Source organism: Arthrobacter sp. MMS24-T111 (genome assembly GCF_054888995.1).
On sequence record NZ_JBTZRO010000001.1, the window covers coordinates 1,388,193 to 1,404,291 of the forward strand.

The 16,099-nt window shown below is 67.1% G+C and carries 14 protein-coding genes and 1 pseudogene; 7 read left to right on the plus strand and 8 right to left on the minus strand.

Features of this window, described 5'->3' with window-relative positions; all coding sequences use genetic code 11:
* The first annotated feature begins 15 nt into the window (after positions 1–15).
* Positions 16–1,242 carry a beta-ketoacyl-[acyl-carrier-protein] synthase family protein gene (locus ACX5I6_RS06425; RefSeq protein WP_461839887.1) on the plus strand — a complete coding sequence of 409 codons (1,227 nt, stop codon included), beginning with the start codon at positions 16–18 and terminating at the stop codon, positions 1,240–1,242.
* 1 nt (position 1,243) lies between these two features.
* On the opposite strand, the gene ACX5I6_RS06430 is transcribed toward ACX5I6_RS06425, so the two are convergent.
* The 4 genes from ACX5I6_RS06430 to ACX5I6_RS06445 all read right to left on the minus strand — a co-directional run bounded on the left by ACX5I6_RS06430 (position 1,244) and on the right by ACX5I6_RS06445 (position 5,443).
* Positions 1,244–2,857 carry an aldehyde dehydrogenase (NADP(+)) gene (locus tag ACX5I6_RS06430; protein WP_461839888.1) on the minus strand — a complete coding sequence of 538 codons (1,614 nt, stop codon included), beginning with the start codon at positions 2,855–2,857 and terminating at the stop codon, positions 1,244–1,246.
* 38 nt (positions 2,858–2,895) lie between these two features.
* Positions 2,896–3,810: a 5-dehydro-4-deoxyglucarate dehydratase gene (gene kdgD, locus ACX5I6_RS06435; protein WP_461839889.1), complete on the minus strand. Its 915-nt coding sequence runs from the start codon at positions 3,808–3,810 to the stop codon at positions 2,896–2,898.
* Between the two features lie 156 nt (positions 3,811–3,966).
* Entirely contained in the window at positions 3,967–4,851 is an 885-nt protein-coding gene (locus ACX5I6_RS06440) for a LysR family transcriptional regulator (protein WP_461839890.1), read from the minus strand.
* 103 nt (positions 4,852–4,954) lie between these two features.
* The gene (locus tag ACX5I6_RS06445) at positions 4,955–5,443 is read right to left on the minus strand and encodes an NUDIX domain-containing protein (RefSeq protein WP_461839891.1); all 489 of its coding nucleotides are present in this window, start codon (positions 5,441–5,443) and stop codon (positions 4,955–4,957) included.
* Positions 5,444–5,559: 116 nt separating this feature from the next.
* Between ACX5I6_RS06445 and ACX5I6_RS06450 the strand changes: the two genes are divergently transcribed.
* Positions 5,560–5,799, plus strand: a complete 240-nt coding sequence (locus tag ACX5I6_RS06450; RefSeq protein WP_461839892.1) for a hypothetical protein — start codon at positions 5,560–5,562, stop codon at positions 5,797–5,799.
* A 17-nt stretch (positions 5,800–5,816) separates the two neighbouring features.
* Here ACX5I6_RS06450 and ACX5I6_RS06455 read toward each other — a convergent pair whose 3' ends face one another.
* The 3 genes from ACX5I6_RS06455 to ACX5I6_RS06465 all read right to left on the minus strand — a co-directional run bounded on the left by ACX5I6_RS06455 (position 5,817) and on the right by ACX5I6_RS06465 (position 10,243).
* Complete coding sequence (locus ACX5I6_RS06455; RefSeq protein WP_461839893.1) at positions 5,817–7,505, minus strand: sensor histidine kinase; 1,689 nt, start codon at positions 7,503–7,505, stop codon at positions 5,817–5,819.
* 110 nt (positions 7,506–7,615) lie between these two features.
* Entirely contained in the window at positions 7,616–8,989 is a 1,374-nt protein-coding gene (radA, locus tag ACX5I6_RS06460; RefSeq protein ID WP_461839894.1) for a DNA repair protein RadA, read from the minus strand.
* A gap of 126 nt (positions 8,990–9,115) precedes the next feature.
* Positions 9,116–10,243: an FUSC family protein gene (locus tag ACX5I6_RS06465; protein WP_461839895.1), complete on the minus strand. Its 1,128-nt coding sequence runs from the start codon at positions 10,241–10,243 to the stop codon at positions 9,116–9,118.
* A 251-nt stretch (positions 10,244–10,494) separates the two neighbouring features.
* Here ACX5I6_RS06465 and pstS point away from each other — a divergent pair, with 251 nt between their 5' ends.
* The 5 genes from pstS to ACX5I6_RS06490 all read left to right on the plus strand — a co-directional run bounded on the left by pstS (position 10,495) and on the right by ACX5I6_RS06490 (position 15,117).
* Positions 10,495–11,616: a phosphate ABC transporter substrate-binding protein PstS gene (gene pstS, locus ACX5I6_RS06470; protein WP_461839896.1), complete on the plus strand. Its 1,122-nt coding sequence runs from the start codon at positions 10,495–10,497 to the stop codon at positions 11,614–11,616.
* Positions 11,617–11,720: 104 nt separating this feature from the next.
* Complete coding sequence (gene pstC, locus ACX5I6_RS06475; RefSeq protein ID WP_461839897.1) at positions 11,721–12,653, plus strand: phosphate ABC transporter permease subunit PstC; 933 nt, start codon at positions 11,721–11,723, stop codon at positions 12,651–12,653.
* Complete coding sequence (gene pstA, locus ACX5I6_RS06480; RefSeq protein ID WP_461839898.1) at positions 12,654–13,766, plus strand: phosphate ABC transporter permease PstA; 1,113 nt, start codon at positions 12,654–12,656, stop codon at positions 13,764–13,766.
* Between the two features lie 79 nt (positions 13,767–13,845).
* On the plus strand, positions 13,846–14,625 hold the full coding sequence (gene pstB, locus ACX5I6_RS06485) for a phosphate ABC transporter ATP-binding protein PstB (RefSeq protein WP_018763202.1): 780 nt from the start codon (positions 13,846–13,848) through the stop codon (positions 14,623–14,625).
* Between the two features lie 300 nt (positions 14,626–14,925).
* Positions 14,926–15,117 (plus strand): hypothetical protein, encoded by a 192-nt coding sequence (locus tag ACX5I6_RS06490; RefSeq protein WP_461839899.1) that lies wholly within the window; start codon positions 14,926–14,928, stop codon positions 15,115–15,117.
* A gap of 25 nt (positions 15,118–15,142) precedes the next feature.
* On the opposite strand, the pseudogene ACX5I6_RS06495 reads toward ACX5I6_RS06490, so the two are convergent.
* A pseudogene (locus ACX5I6_RS06495) lies at positions 15,143–16,056 on the minus strand (inorganic phosphate transporter).
* Positions 16,057–16,099: the final 43 nt, after the last annotated feature.

The following is a 16,099-nucleotide window of genomic DNA, read 5'->3' on the forward strand; positions in this document are numbered from 1 at the left end:
GCTCCGTTGCCTGACATGCCTGTACAACCACGCGTCCTGGTCACCGGCGCCGGAACCATCAACCCGCTCGGTTCCACCGTGAAGGAAACCTGGGAGGCCCTGCTGGACGGTCGCTCAGGGATTGCGGAGCTGACCCAGGACTGGGCGGAGCAGTTGCCGGTCAAGATCGCCGGGCAGGTCACGGCGGACCTTTCGGAGCACCTTGGCACCCGTGAAATGAAGCGGATGGACCGCTGCGGCCAGCTGGCCCTGGTCGCGGCGCGGGAAGCCTGGACCCAAGCGGGCACCCCGGACGTGGACCCGGAGCGGTTCGCCGTGGTGATCGGCTCCGCCTACGGCGGCCTTGGCTCCACCCTTGAGCAGGACCGCGCGCTGGGACGCTCCGGCCCGCGCAAGGTGTCCCCGCACACCCTCACCCGCCTCATGGTCAACGGTCCCGCCGCATGGGTGTCCATCGACCTCGGTGCCCGTGGCGGCGCCCGGACGCCCGTGAGCGCCTGCGCCTCAGGGGCTGAGGCGATTGTGCAGGGCGCCGAAATGATCCGCTCGGGTGTGGCCGACGTCGTGATTGCCGGTGGGGTGGACGCCTCGGTGAACGATCTGGTGATCAGCGGCTTTTCGCAGATCCGTGCCCTGTCCACGCGCGCCGGCGATCCGCAGCGCGCCTCCCGCCCGTTCGACGGCGGCAGGGACGGCTTTGTGCTGGCAGAAGGCGCCGCGGTGGTGGTGCTGGAGAGTGAGGCGCACGCACGTGCGCGCGGTGCCGCCGTACTGGGCGCCGTTGCCGGCGGGGCCGTGACCTCGGACGCCAACGACATCGTGGCCGCGGACCCGGCCATGCAGCGCCGGGTCATGCAGAAGGCGCTTGACTCCGCCGGGATGCAGCCGGCGGACATCGGATTCATCCATGCGCATGCCACCTCCACTCCCGTTGGTGACCGGCTGGAAGGCCAAGCCATCAATGCCGTTTTCGGCGCCGACGTGCCGGTCACCTCCACCAAGGGGCACACCGGCCACCTGCTCGGCGGTGCCGGCTCGCTGGCCGCCGTCGTGGTCCTCGAAGCCCTGCGGACCGGCCAGGTGCCGGGAACGCTGAACGTCGAGGAGCAGGACCCCGACGTGGACCTTAACGTCATCACCGAAGGCACCCACCGCCTTCCGCCGGGATTTGCCCCGGCAGGGCTGGTGAATGCCTTCGGCTTTGGCGGCCACAGTGTGGCCCTGGTGATAACGGGCGCGTAGGCTACGCGCCCAGCGCGGCGGCCGCTTCGGCGGGGGTGACCTCGCCGTTGATGCGCCGGTTCAGGTGCCAGGGGTTGGTGTCCTGCAACGCTTCGGGGAGCAGTTCCTGGGGCAGGTCCTGGTAGGCCACCGGGCGCAGGAAGCGGTTGATGGCCAGGGTTCCCACTGAGGTGGTGCGGGTGTCGGACGTGGCGGGGAAGGGGCCGCCGTGGACCATGGCGTGGCCTACTTCCACTCCGGTGGGCCAGCCGTTGACGATGATGCGTCCCACTTTTTGTTCGAGGACGGGGATCAGGTGTGCCGCCGTCGGGTAGTCCGATTCGGTGAGCTGCAGGGATGCGGTGAGCTGGCCCTCTATCCGGGAGGCAGCCTGCAGCAGGTCTTCGATGCTCTTGTAGCGGATCACCAGGGACGTTGCGCCGAAGATTTCCTGGTGCAGGATGGGGTTGCCTGCGAACTGGTCCACGCCGGTGCCGTAGATGGCCGGTGCCGGGGCGTTTTCGGTGGGGCCGGGAGTGCCCTGGCCGATGAGTTCGACGCCGGCGGCCGAGCTGAGCGCTTCGGTTCCGGTGTTCCAGGACGCGGCGATGCCTTCGGTGAGCATGGTTTGGCCTGTGCTGGCGGCGATGGCGCGTCCGACGGCGGCGGCGAGGTTGTCTCCCGGCTCGCCTGCGGGGGCGAACAGCAGGCCGGGGGAGGTGCACAGCTGGCCTGAGCTGCCCGTGACGGACGCGACGTACTGCCGGGCCAGGGCATCGACGCTTTCGGGGCTGCCGGCGAGGGCGCCCTCGAACACGAAGACCGGGTTCAGGGACGACATTTCCGCGTAGACCGGAATGGGTTCCGGGCGGGCGCCGGCGGTGCGCATCAGGGCGATGCCGGCGGACTGGGATCCGGTAAACCCGACGGCCTTGATGGCTGGGTCTGCCACAAGAGCCTGGCCGATGCTGGAGCCCGGGCCGTAGATCAGGGAGAAGACGCCGGGGTGCAGGCCGTGGTCCTTGACGGCTTTGGTGACGGCCTGGCCCACGAGTTCGCTGGTGCCGGGGTGGGCGTTGTGGGCCTTGAAGACCACAGGGCAGCCGGCGGCGAGGGCCGAGGCGGTGTCTCCTCCCGCCGTCGAGAAGGCGAGCGGGAAGTTGCTGGCGCCGAACACGGCCACTGGGCCAAGCGGGATCTGCCGCTGGCGGATGTCTGCGCGCGGGAGCGGTGTGCGGTCCGGGATGGCGGGGTCGATGCGGACGCCGCGGAAGTCGCCTTGGCGGACCACTCCGGCGAACAGGCGCAGCTGGCCGGTGGTGCGGGCACGTTCGCCTTGGAGCCGGGCTGCGGGCAGCCCGGTTTCCTGGCAGGCGCGGGTGATGAGGTCATCACCGATGGCGTCGATGTTGTCCGCGATGGCTTCCAGGAACGCGGCGTGGGTTTCCGGGTCCAGGGCGCGAAATGACGGGAACGCTTCGGCGGCTGCGGCCGTTGCGGCCTTGAGCTGTTCCGCGGTGAGCAGGGAATAGGCCGGTTCCAGGGCCTGGTTGGTGGATGGATCGAAGCCGTTAGTGGTCTTTCCGTCGCCGGCAACCGTCCGGCCGGCGATGAGTGAATGTCCGGTGAGGTTCATGGGTTTCCTCCTGTGGTGGGAGTGGTGCTGTTTGTCTCTCAGGAAACGGTGGCGATCAGGGCTTTGAGGTCCGCGAGGTCCTGCGGAGCCAGGTTCTGCAGCGGGGTGCGTACCGGCCCTGCCGACCGGCCGATGGCGTCCAGGCCGCCCTTGACGATGGACACCGAGTAGCCTTTCACGCGGTCGCGGATGTCCAGGTAGGGGATCACGAAGTCGTTGAGCTTCCTGTTGACGGCGGCGCGGTCGTTGTTGCGGACATCCTGGTAGAAATCCAGTGCGAACTGCGGGACGAAGTTGTACATGGCACTGGAGTAGGTGCTCATCCCCAGCTGCAGCAGGGGCAGGGCGAAGGTTTCGGCGGTGGGCAGGCCGCCCAGGTAGAAGAGCCGGTCACCGAGCTTGGCGTACACGCGGGCGTCATGTTCCAGGTCTCCCACGCCGTCCTTGAACCCGATCAGGTTCTGGTGCCGATCGGCCAGGGTTGCCACGGTGGTGTCCTTGTAGATGGCGTTGGCGCGGTTGTAGATGATGACGCCGAGCGAGGTTGCGCGGCAGACGGCACTGACGTGCTCGGCCAGCCCTTCCTGGTCCGCTTCGGTCAGGTAGGGCGGCAGCAGCAGGATGCCTTCTGCGCCGGCGGCTTCTGCCGCCCTGGCGTTTTCGATGGCCTGGGCGGTGGACCCGCCGGCCGATGCCAGCACGGGGACCCGGGCTCCCACTTCGTCGACGGCGGTGCGCACCACACGTTCCGATTCGGCCGGGGTGAGGGAGAAGCCTTCCCCGGTGCCGCCGGCAGCGAACAGGCCGGCCACCGGGAAGCTTGCCTGCCACGCGAGGTGCTTGCGGTAGTTCTCCTCGTCGAACGCCAAGTTTGCATCAAATGAGGTGACGGGAAAGGACAGCAGTCCTTCCTTGAGGGTGTCCGCCAGTTCCTGGGGTGTGTACCTTGCCATGGGGTCCTCCGGTGTGTTGCCGCGGGCGGCGGGTCTGGGTGGTTTTCTCCAGCCTAGGGACCGTTATTGATGCCTGTCCAAGTGCTTTTTGGGATGCTTTGATACCTTTGAGGCATCGCGGGTCTACGCCAAGTGCCTTGCGCCGGGCCCGGGAGGTTACTCCGTGGCGAATTCCAGGTCCCGCAGCAGGCGGGAGAGCGCGGGGTTGGTGATCCGCCGGTTCCACAGGGCGTGCAGTTCCACTGGCTCGCGGCTCCCGCCCTTCAGTGGCAGGAAGCCGACGCCGTGGATGCCCAGCGTGGTGGCCGAGTGGGGAACGAAGGCCAGACCGCGCTTTGCGGCCACCAGCGAAACCATGGTGAGGATCTGGCTGACCGTATGCACCACGTTGGCGTGCCGTACGGGGAACATGCGGACCACGAGGTCGTAGAAATATCGGGCCTGGGTGGGGGAATGCATGATCAGCGGCTCGTCGTTGAGGTCGTCCGCGGTGACCGGCCGGTCCAGGAGTGCGAGCCGGTGACCTTCCGGTACGGCAAGCATCATGGATTCCCGGTAGAGCAGGCGCGAGTCAAAGGTGGTCTGGTCGAAGGGTGGGCGGGCGAGGCCCAAGTCCAGTTCGCCGGTCAGCAGCCCCGCAAGCTGCTCGCCGGTGACCAGTTCCTGCAGCTCGATATCGACGTCGGGGATGATGCGTGACAGCTCGTCCAGCACGGGGCCAAGAATGCTGAAGCCGCTGGCTGCCGTGAAACCGATCCGCAGCACGCCCGAGCGTCCGGACGCGATCCGGCGGGCCGTTGCAGGCGCGCGTTCCGCCAGCGCCATGAGCCGTCGGGCCTCGTCCAGGAAGGTCCGGCCGGCGGAGGTGAGCTCCACCTTGCGGTTGTCCCGCTCCAGCAGTTCGGCCCCGACGATCTTCTCCAGCTTTTGGATCTGCCGGCTCAGGGGAGGCTGCGTCATGTTCAGCCGCTCGGCAGCCCTGCCGAAGTGCAGCTCCTCGGCTACGGCGATAAAGCCGGCCAGTTGATCGAACGTGAACATGATGCCCTCCGGGTATCAAAAGGTGACGACTTAGCTTAGCCGGGCATCGCAATGTCAGTGGCCGCCGTCAGGGCCGGGCCAAGGAACAGCTGCAAGCTCCCGCCTAAGCCGGTGAAAGGTCCTGGAGCAGCGCGTCCAGGACGGGCAGCTGGCCTTTCACGAGTTTGAGCCGGGCCTCTTGCTCCGGGAACCACCGGGCGTCGTCGACCTCGGGGTAGTGCTGGATCCTCCCCGATCCCTTGGGCCATTCAAGGGGAAAGGTGTTGCTGCGGATGGCGTCCGGTGCAAATCCGGCCTGGGCTGCGAAGACGGTAATGATTTTTCCCGACGACTGCCGGAACTCACCCAACAGGCGGTATTCGGCATCTGGGGCGGGGACACCCATTTCCTCGGCGAATTCGCGCAGCGCCGCGGCCAGGGCGTCCTCGCCGTTGGAGTACTCCCCTTTGGGGATGGACCAGGCGTGGGCGTCCTTGCGGCTCCAGAACGGGCCACCCATGTGGGCGATCCACACCTGCAGCCCATCGCCGGGGCCGGCCGCGTTGCCCTGATGCCGCTGGTACAGCAGGATGCCTGCACTTCGAACCGGCATTTGGGTCCCTTCCCGGCTGTTGTTGGTGACGCTCAATCGCCGTCCGCCGTTAACGTGGTATTCACGGCCCTGCTTTAGGTTATTCCTTCAGGCACTCTGCTCGAAGGGACCCGGTCATGGCCAATATTGCTGAGGTTTTTGGACGGCTCACGCCGGAGGAAGTTGCTGAACTCCGCAGCCTTGGTCCGCAGGGCCACCTGCCGCGCCACCTGGTGGAGGCGCTGGACCGCGCCGCCGGAGGAACAGGATCGGGCCGCGGCTACTACGTGGCAAACGGCAACGTCAGCCCAACCGGCGGGCCCCTTATGGTGCTGCGCAGTGACGTCTCGAACTGGTTGACCGGCTCCGGTTCCTGATCGCCGCCCCGGGCGGCTCACGATTCCGGCAGGATGAAGGTGGCGCTGGTGCCGGCACCGGGTGTGCTGGCCAGGCTGATCGATCCGCCGTGGCCTTCCACGATGGTCTTGCTGACCGGCAATCCCAGGCCTGCCCCCGGTATGGCGGTGGACCGCGAGCGTGCGGAGCGGAAGAACTTGGTAAACGCCTGTTCCTGCTCTTCTTCGCTCATGCCCATGCCGGTGTCCGTGATGGAACAGACCAGACCGGCGTCGGTCCTGGCTGCGGTGGCGGTGATGAGCCCACCGTCCGGGGAGTATTTGACGGCGTTGGACAGCAGGTTGTGCAGGACCTGGCTGATCCTGGCAGGATCGGCGCGCACCGGGAGTGGCTGCTCCACCTCGAGCTTCACGCTCAGGCCGTTCCCGGCCGCGCGGGGCAGTGCGGCGTCCACCGCACGGGTCACCAGCTGGGCAAGGTCCGTCTCCTCCAGGCACAGTTCCACGCGCTCGGATGCCACGGCAATGAGGTCGTCCACCAGCCCCATGAGATGGTCAGCGTTGCGCCGGACCACCAGCAGCTCTGCGCGGATATCGTCGTGGCCGGGCTCGTCGAGGACCAGTTCCAGGTAGCCGAGGATTGATGTCAGGGGAGTCCGCAGCTCGTGCGAAACGGTGGCCACGAAGTCGTCCTTGGCGGCCAGGGCGCTGATCAGGTCGGTCACATCCGCGAAGGTGATGACCCCGCCGCCTTCCTGGCTGCCTGCGGCAGGAAACCCGTGCGAGCTTACCGAGTACGCGCGTTGGCTGTCTTCGGGTCCGGCCCAGTAGAGCTCGTCCATGAAAGCCTCCCCGGCGGCCGCGCGCTCGGCAGGACGTGACCCGGCCCGAACGCAGGTGGTGCGGTCTGCCGCCAGCAGCTGGGTAGTTCCGCCTCCTGGTTCAACAAGGCCGACCAGGGCAGGATCGGACTGCAGGGTCTTGTTCGTCAGCACGGTGTTGCCGTTGCGGTCCACCACCCACACGCCCACGCCCACGGCGCCGAGTACTGCATCAAGCAGGTTCTGGCGCCGGACGCTTTCGTCCAGCGTCCTGCCAAGGTGGTATTCGCTGTCCATCAGCTTGGTCCGGTGCCGGCGGATGGTGGTGGCCACAACGTGCGCGGTTACGGCCATGACGGACATGACCAGGGGGAGGATGAGGACGCGGATCATCGAGCCGGCAGCTGGCGGCGACCCAAGCGCTGCGGCCGGGACCACGGTGCTGAGGACGGTCCCGGCAATCGCGAGGGCGGGCATGTACGGCCGGACCTGGGCCGATAGCCAGATGACGGGGAACACCAGCGTCATGCTCAGGACGCTGAAGGACGGGCCCCCTGCCTCGCGGGTAAAGCCGATGGCGAGGCAGTCAAGAAGCGGGATGACGGCGAATGCCCCGGATGGGAGCCGGCCCCACGGCAGGGCGATGCACGCTGCGGCGATCGCCAGGTGGAACAGCAACGCGTTCAGGAACCTGCTGTCCGCCAAGGTCCATGGGCTGAACATGGCCGCCGCCACGACTACCAGTGCCACCGTCAGGCTGACGGGCAGTTGGCTGGCCATCACCCGTTGCCGGGCGCTGAGGCCACCGAAGAGCCCGTCAAGCCGGTCCGACACCACTGGTTCGGGCAGCGCAATGCGTGCCTGGCCGGGCACATCGCTTGTGCCCTGCGCTTCCCGGATTACCACGCTGCCCCCAGCACAGAAATGTCATGCCTCCGTTTGCTAAAGGTCCTGCAGCCACAGTACCCGGGTGAATGCAGGTTCTCACGGTGGGCGCCGGGTTTATTGGCATGGGGTCATCCGATCAAAAGGCTCAGCGCCTCCGTCAGGTGTTCCACTTCCCGCACCGAGAAGCCGGCGGGCACGGGTCCGGGCCCCGCATGGCTGGCGGGCACCACAGCATGTGTGAATCCCAGCCGGTGGGCCTCCTGGATGCGCTGGTTGATGCCCGGTACCGGACGGACCTCGCCGGCCAGCCCCACCTCGCCGAAAGCAATCAGCCGGATGGGCAGCGGTTTGCGGGCCTTCGCCGATGCTACGGCGAGGGCCACGGCGAGGTCCGTGGCCGGTTCGCTGAGCTTGACGCCGCCAACGGTGGCGACGTAGGAATCGTCTTTGTGCAGCATGGTGCCTGCGCGCTGCTGCAGTACCGCCAGCAGCATTGACACCCGTGAACCGTCCAGGCCGCTGGTGGCCCGGCGCGGCTGCGAGTTGGGACTTTCGGCCAGGAGCGATTGAACCTCGGCGAGCAGGGGGCGGCGCCCCTCCATGGTGACCGTGATGCAGGTGCCCGAAACCGGGTCCTTGGTCCGGCTGACGAACAGCCCGCTGGGATCGGCGAGGCCCTCGATTCCATTTTCGTTGAGGTCGAAGCAGCCCACGTCATCGGTGGGGCCATACCGGTTCTTCACGGCGCGCAGCATCCGCAGCCGGGAGTGCCGCTCGCCCTCGAACTGGCACACCACGTCCACCAGGTGTTCCAGGAGCCGCGGCCCGGCGATCGAACCGTCCTTGGTGACGTGCCCCACCAGCAAAGTGGTCATGTTCCGCCGCTTGGCCGCGGCAATGATCGATGCCGCCACCTCGCGCACCTGGGAAACGCCGCCGGCGCTGCCATCCACGTCCGCACTGCTGAGGGTCTGCACGGAGTCCACGATCAGCAGCCGCGGTTCTATTTGTTCCACCTGGCCCAGCGCCTGGCCCAAGTCCGTCTCCGCGGACAGGTACAGGGATTCCGCGACGGCGTCGATCCGCTCCGCGCGCAGCTTCACCTGCGCTGCCGACTCTTCCCCCGTGACGTAGAGGACGTCCTGGGCCGTCCGGGCGAACTTGGCGGCCACGTCCAAAAGCAGCGTCGACTTGCCCACGCCGGGTTCGCCCGCCAGCAGGATTACGGCGCCGGGAACCAGCCCGCCGCCCAGGACGCGGTCCAGCTCGTCCACGCCGGTGGGCAGGAACGCCGCCGTGGTGGCGTCCACATCCGCGATGCGGCGCGCCGGCTCCAGCACCGTTGTTGCGGCCGTTGTCCGGGCCACCGCGGTGCCCGTTTCCTCAACGGTGCCCCACGCCTGGCACTCGCCGCAACGGCCCACCCATTTGGCGGTGGTCCAGCCGCATTCGGCGCATTTATAGGCGGGCGCTTTTGATGCCCGGGAAGTCTTTGTTGCCATGGGTTCAACCCTAGTGGCGTGCACTGACATCAGCGTCGATGCGGGGTTCGACCCCACCCGTTCCCTGGCCTCGCAAGCCCGGCCACGGAACCCCTGCGGCGGTGGCCCAGGCCCAACCACCGGTTTTTACAGCGCGGGCAGGATGTCCCTGGCCTCGGCCGCGTCCATGCCGGTTGCTTCCAGCAGGTCCACCATGAGGGGGCGGAACAGCATGACCACCGTTTCGCCCTCCAGCCGCTGGACCTCCAGCAGCTTCGGGTGCAGCCGCAGCGCTATTTCACTGAGGTCGCGCCGGGCCGTGCGCAGGTGGGCGCGCCGGACGCCGTCGTGCGTTTCCGCCAGGCCCAGCGAGAGCTCGTCAATCGCGGCAGCGGTCTCCTGGAGCACCCCGGCAATGCTGTCCGTGGCCTCGTCCGAGAGGGCGGTGTGGTTGATGGCGCTGGTCAGCCGCCGCGCGAAGACGCGGCTGTTCCGCAGCGCCAGATCGATGAAGTCCAGCGACTGCTTCAGCCGGTCAAGCTCTTCACGGTGCCGCCGGTAGGCCGGCGCCAGCGTGGCCACCTCCCCTGACGCCCGGAGGGACTGGCGCATGGCATCCACCAGGGGCTGGCAGTTCCTGCCGCGGATCAGCGCGTGCCACGCCTGCGTGGAATCGCTGTTCACCAGCGCACCGGCGCATTCACGCAGGACTTCGGCCAGTTCATGCAGCAGCTTCTGGACGTCACGCCGCGGCTCACGGCGGGGGTCCTTGGGCACCAGGATGGTCACCAGCAGCGCGCACAGGCCCCCCACCACGGCGTCGATACTTCGGGTGAACGGGCCACCGGACGGCGCCGGCAGCAGCACCACCAGCAGCGATTGGAGTGCCAACTGGGTGGTGAAGATGTTTCCGCTGTCCAGGAACCGGGCCAGCAGGATGGAGAAGAGAAGCACGACGGCGGCCACCCAGATTTCGCCGCCCAGCCAGTGCAGGAGCAGGTCGCCCACGGCGATGCCGATGGTGCAGCCAAGCCCCACCTCCATCACCCTGCGCAGCCGCGGCTCACGCGAGAATCCCAAGGCGATCAGCGAGGACGTGGCGGCGAACAGGGGGCCTGAGTGGCCCAGGACGTACTCCGCGAAAGCGTAGGCACCCACTGCGCAGACGGTCATCTGGATGGCCGGCACGAAGGAGTTGCGGCTGCGGATCAGCCCGGTCCGGATGCGGGCGCGCAGGAACCGCCGGCTTGCTGAGAGTCCTGCTGGGATGGCCATGCGGTCAAGTCTATTCAGTGCCCGTCCACTGCCGGGCACGGCTCCACTACGGCTGCGCATGTGATCTGCGCAATGGTGACCCGGCATTTGTCAGCCAATATCCCGCCGTCGTTAATCATCCGTTCACTTTGGAAAGCCCATCCCGTTACCTGCGGCCCATAACTTTCTTGAAGGTACACAACGTACGCATCGCGCAGCAGGGTTCTCCGTCCCTGTCCCGCACCTGAATAACCCTGGAAGGGGTACATCTAGTGAAGGCACTTCGCTTCGGCCGCCACGCGGCTATCGCTGTTATCGCTGCGGGCGCACTCGCGCTGTCCGCCTGCGGTTCAGACAACGCCACGGGCACCGCGCCTGCAGGCAACCAGGCTTCCTCCGGCCCCAAGGTCACCGGCACGCTGACCGGCATCGGCTCCTCCGCGCAGGGTGCGGCCATGGACGCATGGAAGACGAACTTCGCCTCCGCCAACTCCGGCGCCAGCGTGCAGTATTCCCCGGACGGCTCCGGTGCCGGCCGCAAGGCTATCCTCGACGGCTCGGCCCAGTTCGCCGGCTCGGATGCCTACCTGAGCGATGCCGAGTACGCCTCCTCGAAGGACAAGTGCGGCACCGATGGCGCCATCAACGTCCCGGTCTACATCTCCCCGATCGCCGTGGCCTTCAACGTTCCCGGTGTCACCGACCTGAAGCTGGACGCCACCACCGTCGCCAAGATCTTCCGCGGCCAGATCGCCAAGTGGAACGACCCCGCGATCGCCGCCCTGAACGCGGGCGTCTCGCTGCCCGACCTCAAGGTCACCCCGGTGAACCGCTCCGATGACTCCGGCACCACCCAGAACTTCACGGACTACCTGTCCGCCGCAGCCTCCGACGTCTGGACCGACAAGGCCGCCGGTGTCTGGCCCGCCAGCCTCCAGGGCGAGAACGCCAAGGGCACCTCCGGCGTGGTCAAGACCGTCACGGACACCCCCGGCGCCGTGACCTACGCCGACGACTCCGCTGTGAGCGGCAAGCTGGGCGTTGCACAGATCAAGGTGGGCGATTCCTTCACCAAGATCTCCGCCGATGCCGCCGCCAAGGCAGTGGACGCCGGCAAGCCCGTTGACGGCCGCGCCGCCAACGACCTCTCCATCAAGCTGGACCGTAAGACCACCATCGCCGGCGCCTACCCGATCGTCCTGGTGTCCTTCCACGTCCTGTGCACCACGTACGACAAGCAGGAGACCGTTGACCTGGTCAAGGCATTCGAGCACTACGTAGTTTCCGCTGAGGGCCAGAAGGCCGCCGCGGACTCGGCCAAGTCCGCTCCGCTGTCCTCCGACCTCGCAGCCAAGGCCGTCAAGGCCATCGACTCGATCAAGGTCAAGTCCTAACCACCGCCGCAAAAACCGGGTTCCCCGCCTGCCGGAAGGCAGTGCGGGGAACTTGGCTTTGCACCCTGCTTCCTTAATCCAGCAACGAATCGAAGGGCCGTCGAATGACCGCCACCTCCCTGACCAGAACACAGGGCGCCGGACGCACCGGGGACAAAGTCTTCTCCGGAGCCGCACTGGCCGCCGGCTGCCTGATCCTTGCCGTCCTCTTCGGCGTCGCACTCTTCCTGGTGGTCCAGGCAATTCCCGCGCTGACCGCACCCGCCGACAAGATCCAGGGCGGGCAGGGCTTCTTCGCCTACATCTGGCCCATTGTCATCGGAACCCTCATCGCCGCCGTCATCGCGCTGGTGATCGCCACGCCCGTCGCCATCGGAGTGGCGCTGTTCATCTCGCACTTCGCGCCCCGCAGCCTGGCCTCGGGCCTTGGCTACGTCGTGGACCTGCTCGCAGCGATCCCTTCCGTGGTCTATGGCGCCTGGGGTGCAGCGTTCCTGGCCAAGCAGATTTCTCCCGCCTATGGGTGGCTTGCGGAGAACATGGGCTGGCTCCCCATCTTCCAGGGCCCGGCTTCCACCACCGGCAAGACCATCCTCACCGCGGGCATCGTCCTCGCGGTTATGGTCCTGCCGATCATCACCTCGCTGTCCCGCGAGATCTTCCTGCAGACCCCCAAGCTGCACGAGGAGGCCGCACTGGCACTCGGTGCCACCCGCTGGGAAATGATCAAGATGGCCGTGCTGCCCTTCGCCCGCCCGGGCATCATCAGTGCGGTCATGCTGGGGCTGGGCCGCGCACTGGGCGAAACCATGGCCGTTGCCCTGGTCCTGTCCTCCGGCGCCCTGACCGCCAGCCTGATCCAGTCCGGCAACCAGACCATCGCGGCCGAGATCGCCCTGAACTTCCCGGAGGCCAGCGGCATCAAGGTCAGTACCCTGATCGCCGCCGGCCTGGTCCTGTTCGTCATCACCCTGGCCGTGAACATGATCGCCCGCTGGGTCATCACCCGGCACAAAGAATTCTCGGGAGCCAACTAAATGACCTCCACGCTTACTCCGGTCCGCAGCAAGCGGTCCGCGCTCACCAAAGGCCAGCTGCCCAAGTACGCCCCCTACGCCGTCCTTGCTGCGGCATTGATCGTCGGCGCAGCCATCCTTGCCCTGGTTGGCTTCAATGCGTTCGGCTGGGGCGTCGTCTCGGCCATCCTCTTCGCCACAGGACTGGTGTCCTGGAGCGCGGCGGTGGAAGGTTCCCGCAGGGCCAAGGACAAGCTGGCCACCTGCCTGGTGGTTGGCTCGTTCCTGGTGGCACTCCTGCCGCTCGTTTCGGTGATCTGGACGGTGCTGGTGAACGGCATTCCGGGACTTGTGGACCCCGGCTTCCTCACCACCTCCATGAACGGCGTTACGGGCGCGTTCGACAACAAGGCCGTGGAGAGCGGCGGCCCGGTCATGGGCGGCATCTACCACGCGATCCTGGGCACCGTGCAGATCACCCTGCTGGCCACCGTGATCTCCGTACCCGTGGGGCTGCTCACGGCCATCTACCTGGTGGAGTACGGCCACGACGGCCGCCTGGCCAAGGCCATCACGTTCTTCGTGGACGTCATGACCGGCATCCCCTCCATCGTGGCCGGCCTCTTTGCCGCCGCATTCTTCTTCGTGGTGGTGGGCCCGGGCACCAAGACCGGTGCGGTGGCCGCCGTCGCCCTTTCTGTCCTGATGATCCCCGTGGTGGTCCGCTCGAGCGAGGAAATGCTCAAGATTGTCCCCAACGAACTGCGCGAGGCCGCCTACGCCCTGGGCGTGCGCAAGTGGCGGACCATCCTCAAAGTGGTCATCCCGACCGCGATTTCCGGCATCGCGTCCGGCGTCACCCTGGCGATCGCCCGGGTCATCGGCGAGACGGCGCCCATCCTGGTCACCGCGGGCTTTGCCACCAGCATCAACTCCAATGTGTTCGGCGGGTGGATGGCATCACTGCCCACGTTCATCTACACCCAGATCCTGAACCCCACCTCGCCATCGAACCCGGATCCGTCCTCGCAGCGGGCCTGGGGAGCGGCGCTGGTGCTGATCATCCTGGTCATGGTCCTGAACCTGGTGGCCCGCCTGATCGCCAGGATCTTCGCCCCCAAGACCGGCCGGTAACCAGGCCACCGGCCCGGCCTTCCGTCCCACCGTGGCGGATCCTAGACTTCAATCCGTACCCAGTAAGTGAAGGAACACCATGTCTAAGCGCATCGACGTCAAGGACCTGAACGTGTATTACGGCGATTTCCTCGCCGTTGAGGACGTCAGCATCAACATCGAGGCCAAGTCCGTCACCGCGTTCATCGGCCCGTCCGGCTGTGGCAAGTCCACGTTCCTGCGGACCCTGAACCGCATGCACGAGGTCATCCCCGGCGCCCGCGTGGAAGGCGAGGTGCTGCTGGACGGCGACAACCTCTACGGTCCCGGCGTGGATCCCGTGACGGTCCGTTCCCAGATCGGCATGGTTTTCCAGCGGCCCAACCCGTTCCCCACCATGTCCATCCGGGACAACGTGCTGGCCGGCGTCAAGCTGAACAACAAGAAGATCTCCAAGGGCGAGGCCGATGTCCTGGTGGAGCGCTCGCTCAAGGGCGCCAACTTGTGGAACGAGGTCAAGGACCGGCTGGAGAAGCCCGGCTCCGGCCTCTCCGGCGGCCAGCAGCAGCGGCTCTGCATCGCCCGCGCCATCGCGGTGGAACCGCAGGTGATCCTGATGGACGAGCCCTGCTCCGCCCTGGACCCGATTTCCACCCTGGCCATTGAAGACCTCATCAATGAGCTCAAGGACCAGTACACCGTGGTGATCGTGACCCACAACATGCAGCAGGCAGCCCGCGTCTCCGATAAGACAGCTTTCTTCAACATCGCGGGCACCGGCAAGCCGGGCAAGTTGATCGAGTACGGTGACACCCACACCATCTTCAGCAACCCGGTACAGAAGGCCACCGAGGACTATGTCTCGGGACGCTTCGGGTAAACGGCTCCTCCTTGTTGGCGAACCCCGACAGTATTTAGTACGCTCAACTAGATACTTTGGAAACTAGTAGTAAGCCAGCTTAAGGAGTTTTGCCATGACGCAGACGGCCAGCAACCCCGGCCCCCAGCTTACGGTTTCCGTACCCCCTGCGGGCGCACCGGCGCCGCCCGCAGCGCACGTTCAGGACTTTGACGCGGCCGCTGGGCTCGCCGCCACCCTTGGGGGCGGCCCGCTTATCCCGCAAATTGATCCGGAGGCCGCAACGGCTGCCGGGGATGCGGACGATGTGCTTACGGAGGTGTGGCGGACCAGCTCTACCTCGAGGGCAAGCAGTGGGAGTTGGACAGCGCGCTGGAAGCGCTGCGCCAGGCGGTCCGGAAGGCTTCTTCTGCGGGCATCGCCCGGGATGAGCTCTGCACGGCGGCGAACCTCTCTGCCGACGAGCTGGCCGCGATCCTGGTGGCCCCTGACGCATCGGCCGCCGCCATCTAAGCCCGCGCCTTTCTGCGGTCCCCGGCTACCTGGCCAGCGGTGACAGCGCCAGCGCCAGCACGAAGGCCAGGGCGCAGGTGGCCACCGGCGTCAGGACCCAGAGCCAGATGATCCTGATGACCAGCTTCCGGTTGGTCACTGAGAAGTGCTGGTTCTCGCCCGCGCCCAGGGTGCCGGCCGTGACGGTGTGGGTGGTGGACAGCGGCCAGTGCAACCCGATGGCACCCACAAAGAGCATCAGCGCGCTGAAGGTCTGGGCCACGGAGCCGCGCAGGGGATCGATCCGGGTGATCTTGTAGCCGATGGTGTACGAGATCCGCCATCCTCCGAACAACGTCCCGGCGGTCATCATCACCGCTGACAGCAGGGCCACCCAGATGGGGATCCCGCCGTCGGCGTACCCTGCGGCGAGCAGGGCCAGCAACAGCACGGCGCTCACCCGCTGGCCGTCCTGCAGGCCGTGGCCGAAAGCCACCGCGCCGGCGGCAATCGCCTGCGCCCTGCGGAATCGCTGGTTCACCACGTTGGGTTGGGTGTAGCGCGCTCCCCAGGTGGCCGGATAGACCAGCAGGAAGGATCCGCTGTAGGCCACGAGCGGGGAAAGCACCAGCGGGAGGACCACCTGGAACAGCAGCGACTGGTCGACGCCCGCCACCCCGGGGCCTCCCACCGCAAGGCTGGCCAGCCCCGCCCCTGCAAGTCCCCCACCAAGGCATGGGTGGAGGATGCCGGGATGCCGCGACGCCACATCAGCAGGCCCCAGGCGCAGGCGCTGGCCAGGCCGGCCACCAGGATGGCGAGGCCGCCCGGCCCGGCCGGAAGGTTGATCCAGGTCCGGCTGGCGGCGACGGCGAGCATCGCGCTCAGCAGGGCGCCCACGAAGTTGAAGAACGCAGCCAGGAGCACCGCCACGCTGGGCGTGAGGGCACGGTTCCGCACGGCGAGGGCAACCGAGGTGGAGGCGTCACGGAAGCCGTTGAGG

Excerpts from the sequence above, each read along its gene's own strand:
- pstC (WP_461839897.1), top strand. The coding sequence starts at position 11,721 with ATGACCGCCACCTCCCTGACCAGAACACAGGGCGCCGGACGCACCGGG.
- pstA (WP_461839898.1), top strand. The coding sequence starts at position 12,654 with ATGACCTCCACGCTTACTCCGGTCCGCAGCAAGCGGTCCGCGCTCACC.
- ACX5I6_RS06450 (WP_461839892.1), top strand. The coding sequence starts at position 5,560 with ATGGCCAATATTGCTGAGGTTTTTGGACGGCTCACGCCGGAGGAAGTT.
- kdgD (WP_461839889.1), bottom strand. The coding sequence starts at position 3,810 with ATGGCAAGGTACACACCCCAGGAACTGGCGGACACCCTCAAGGAAGGA.
- ACX5I6_RS06430 (WP_461839888.1), bottom strand. The coding sequence starts at position 2,857 with ATGAACCTCACCGGACATTCACTCATCGCCGGCCGGACGGTTGCCGGC.
- pstB (WP_018763202.1), top strand. The coding sequence starts at position 13,846 with ATGTCTAAGCGCATCGACGTCAAGGACCTGAACGTGTATTACGGCGAT.
- radA (WP_461839894.1), bottom strand. The coding sequence starts at position 8,989 with ATGGCAACAAAGACTTCCCGGGCATCAAAAGCGCCCGCCTATAAATGC.
- ACX5I6_RS06465 (WP_461839895.1), bottom strand. The coding sequence starts at position 10,243 with ATGGCCATCCCAGCAGGACTCTCAGCAAGCCGGCGGTTCCTGCGCGCC.
- ACX5I6_RS06445 (WP_461839891.1), bottom strand. The coding sequence starts at position 5,443 with ATGCCGGTTCGAAGTGCAGGCATCCTGCTGTACCAGCGGCATCAGGGC.
- ACX5I6_RS06425 (WP_461839887.1), top strand. The coding sequence starts at position 16 with ATGCCTGTACAACCACGCGTCCTGGTCACCGGCGCCGGAACCATCAAC.
- ACX5I6_RS06440 (WP_461839890.1), bottom strand. The coding sequence starts at position 4,851 with ATGTTCACGTTCGATCAACTGGCCGGCTTTATCGCCGTAGCCGAGGAG.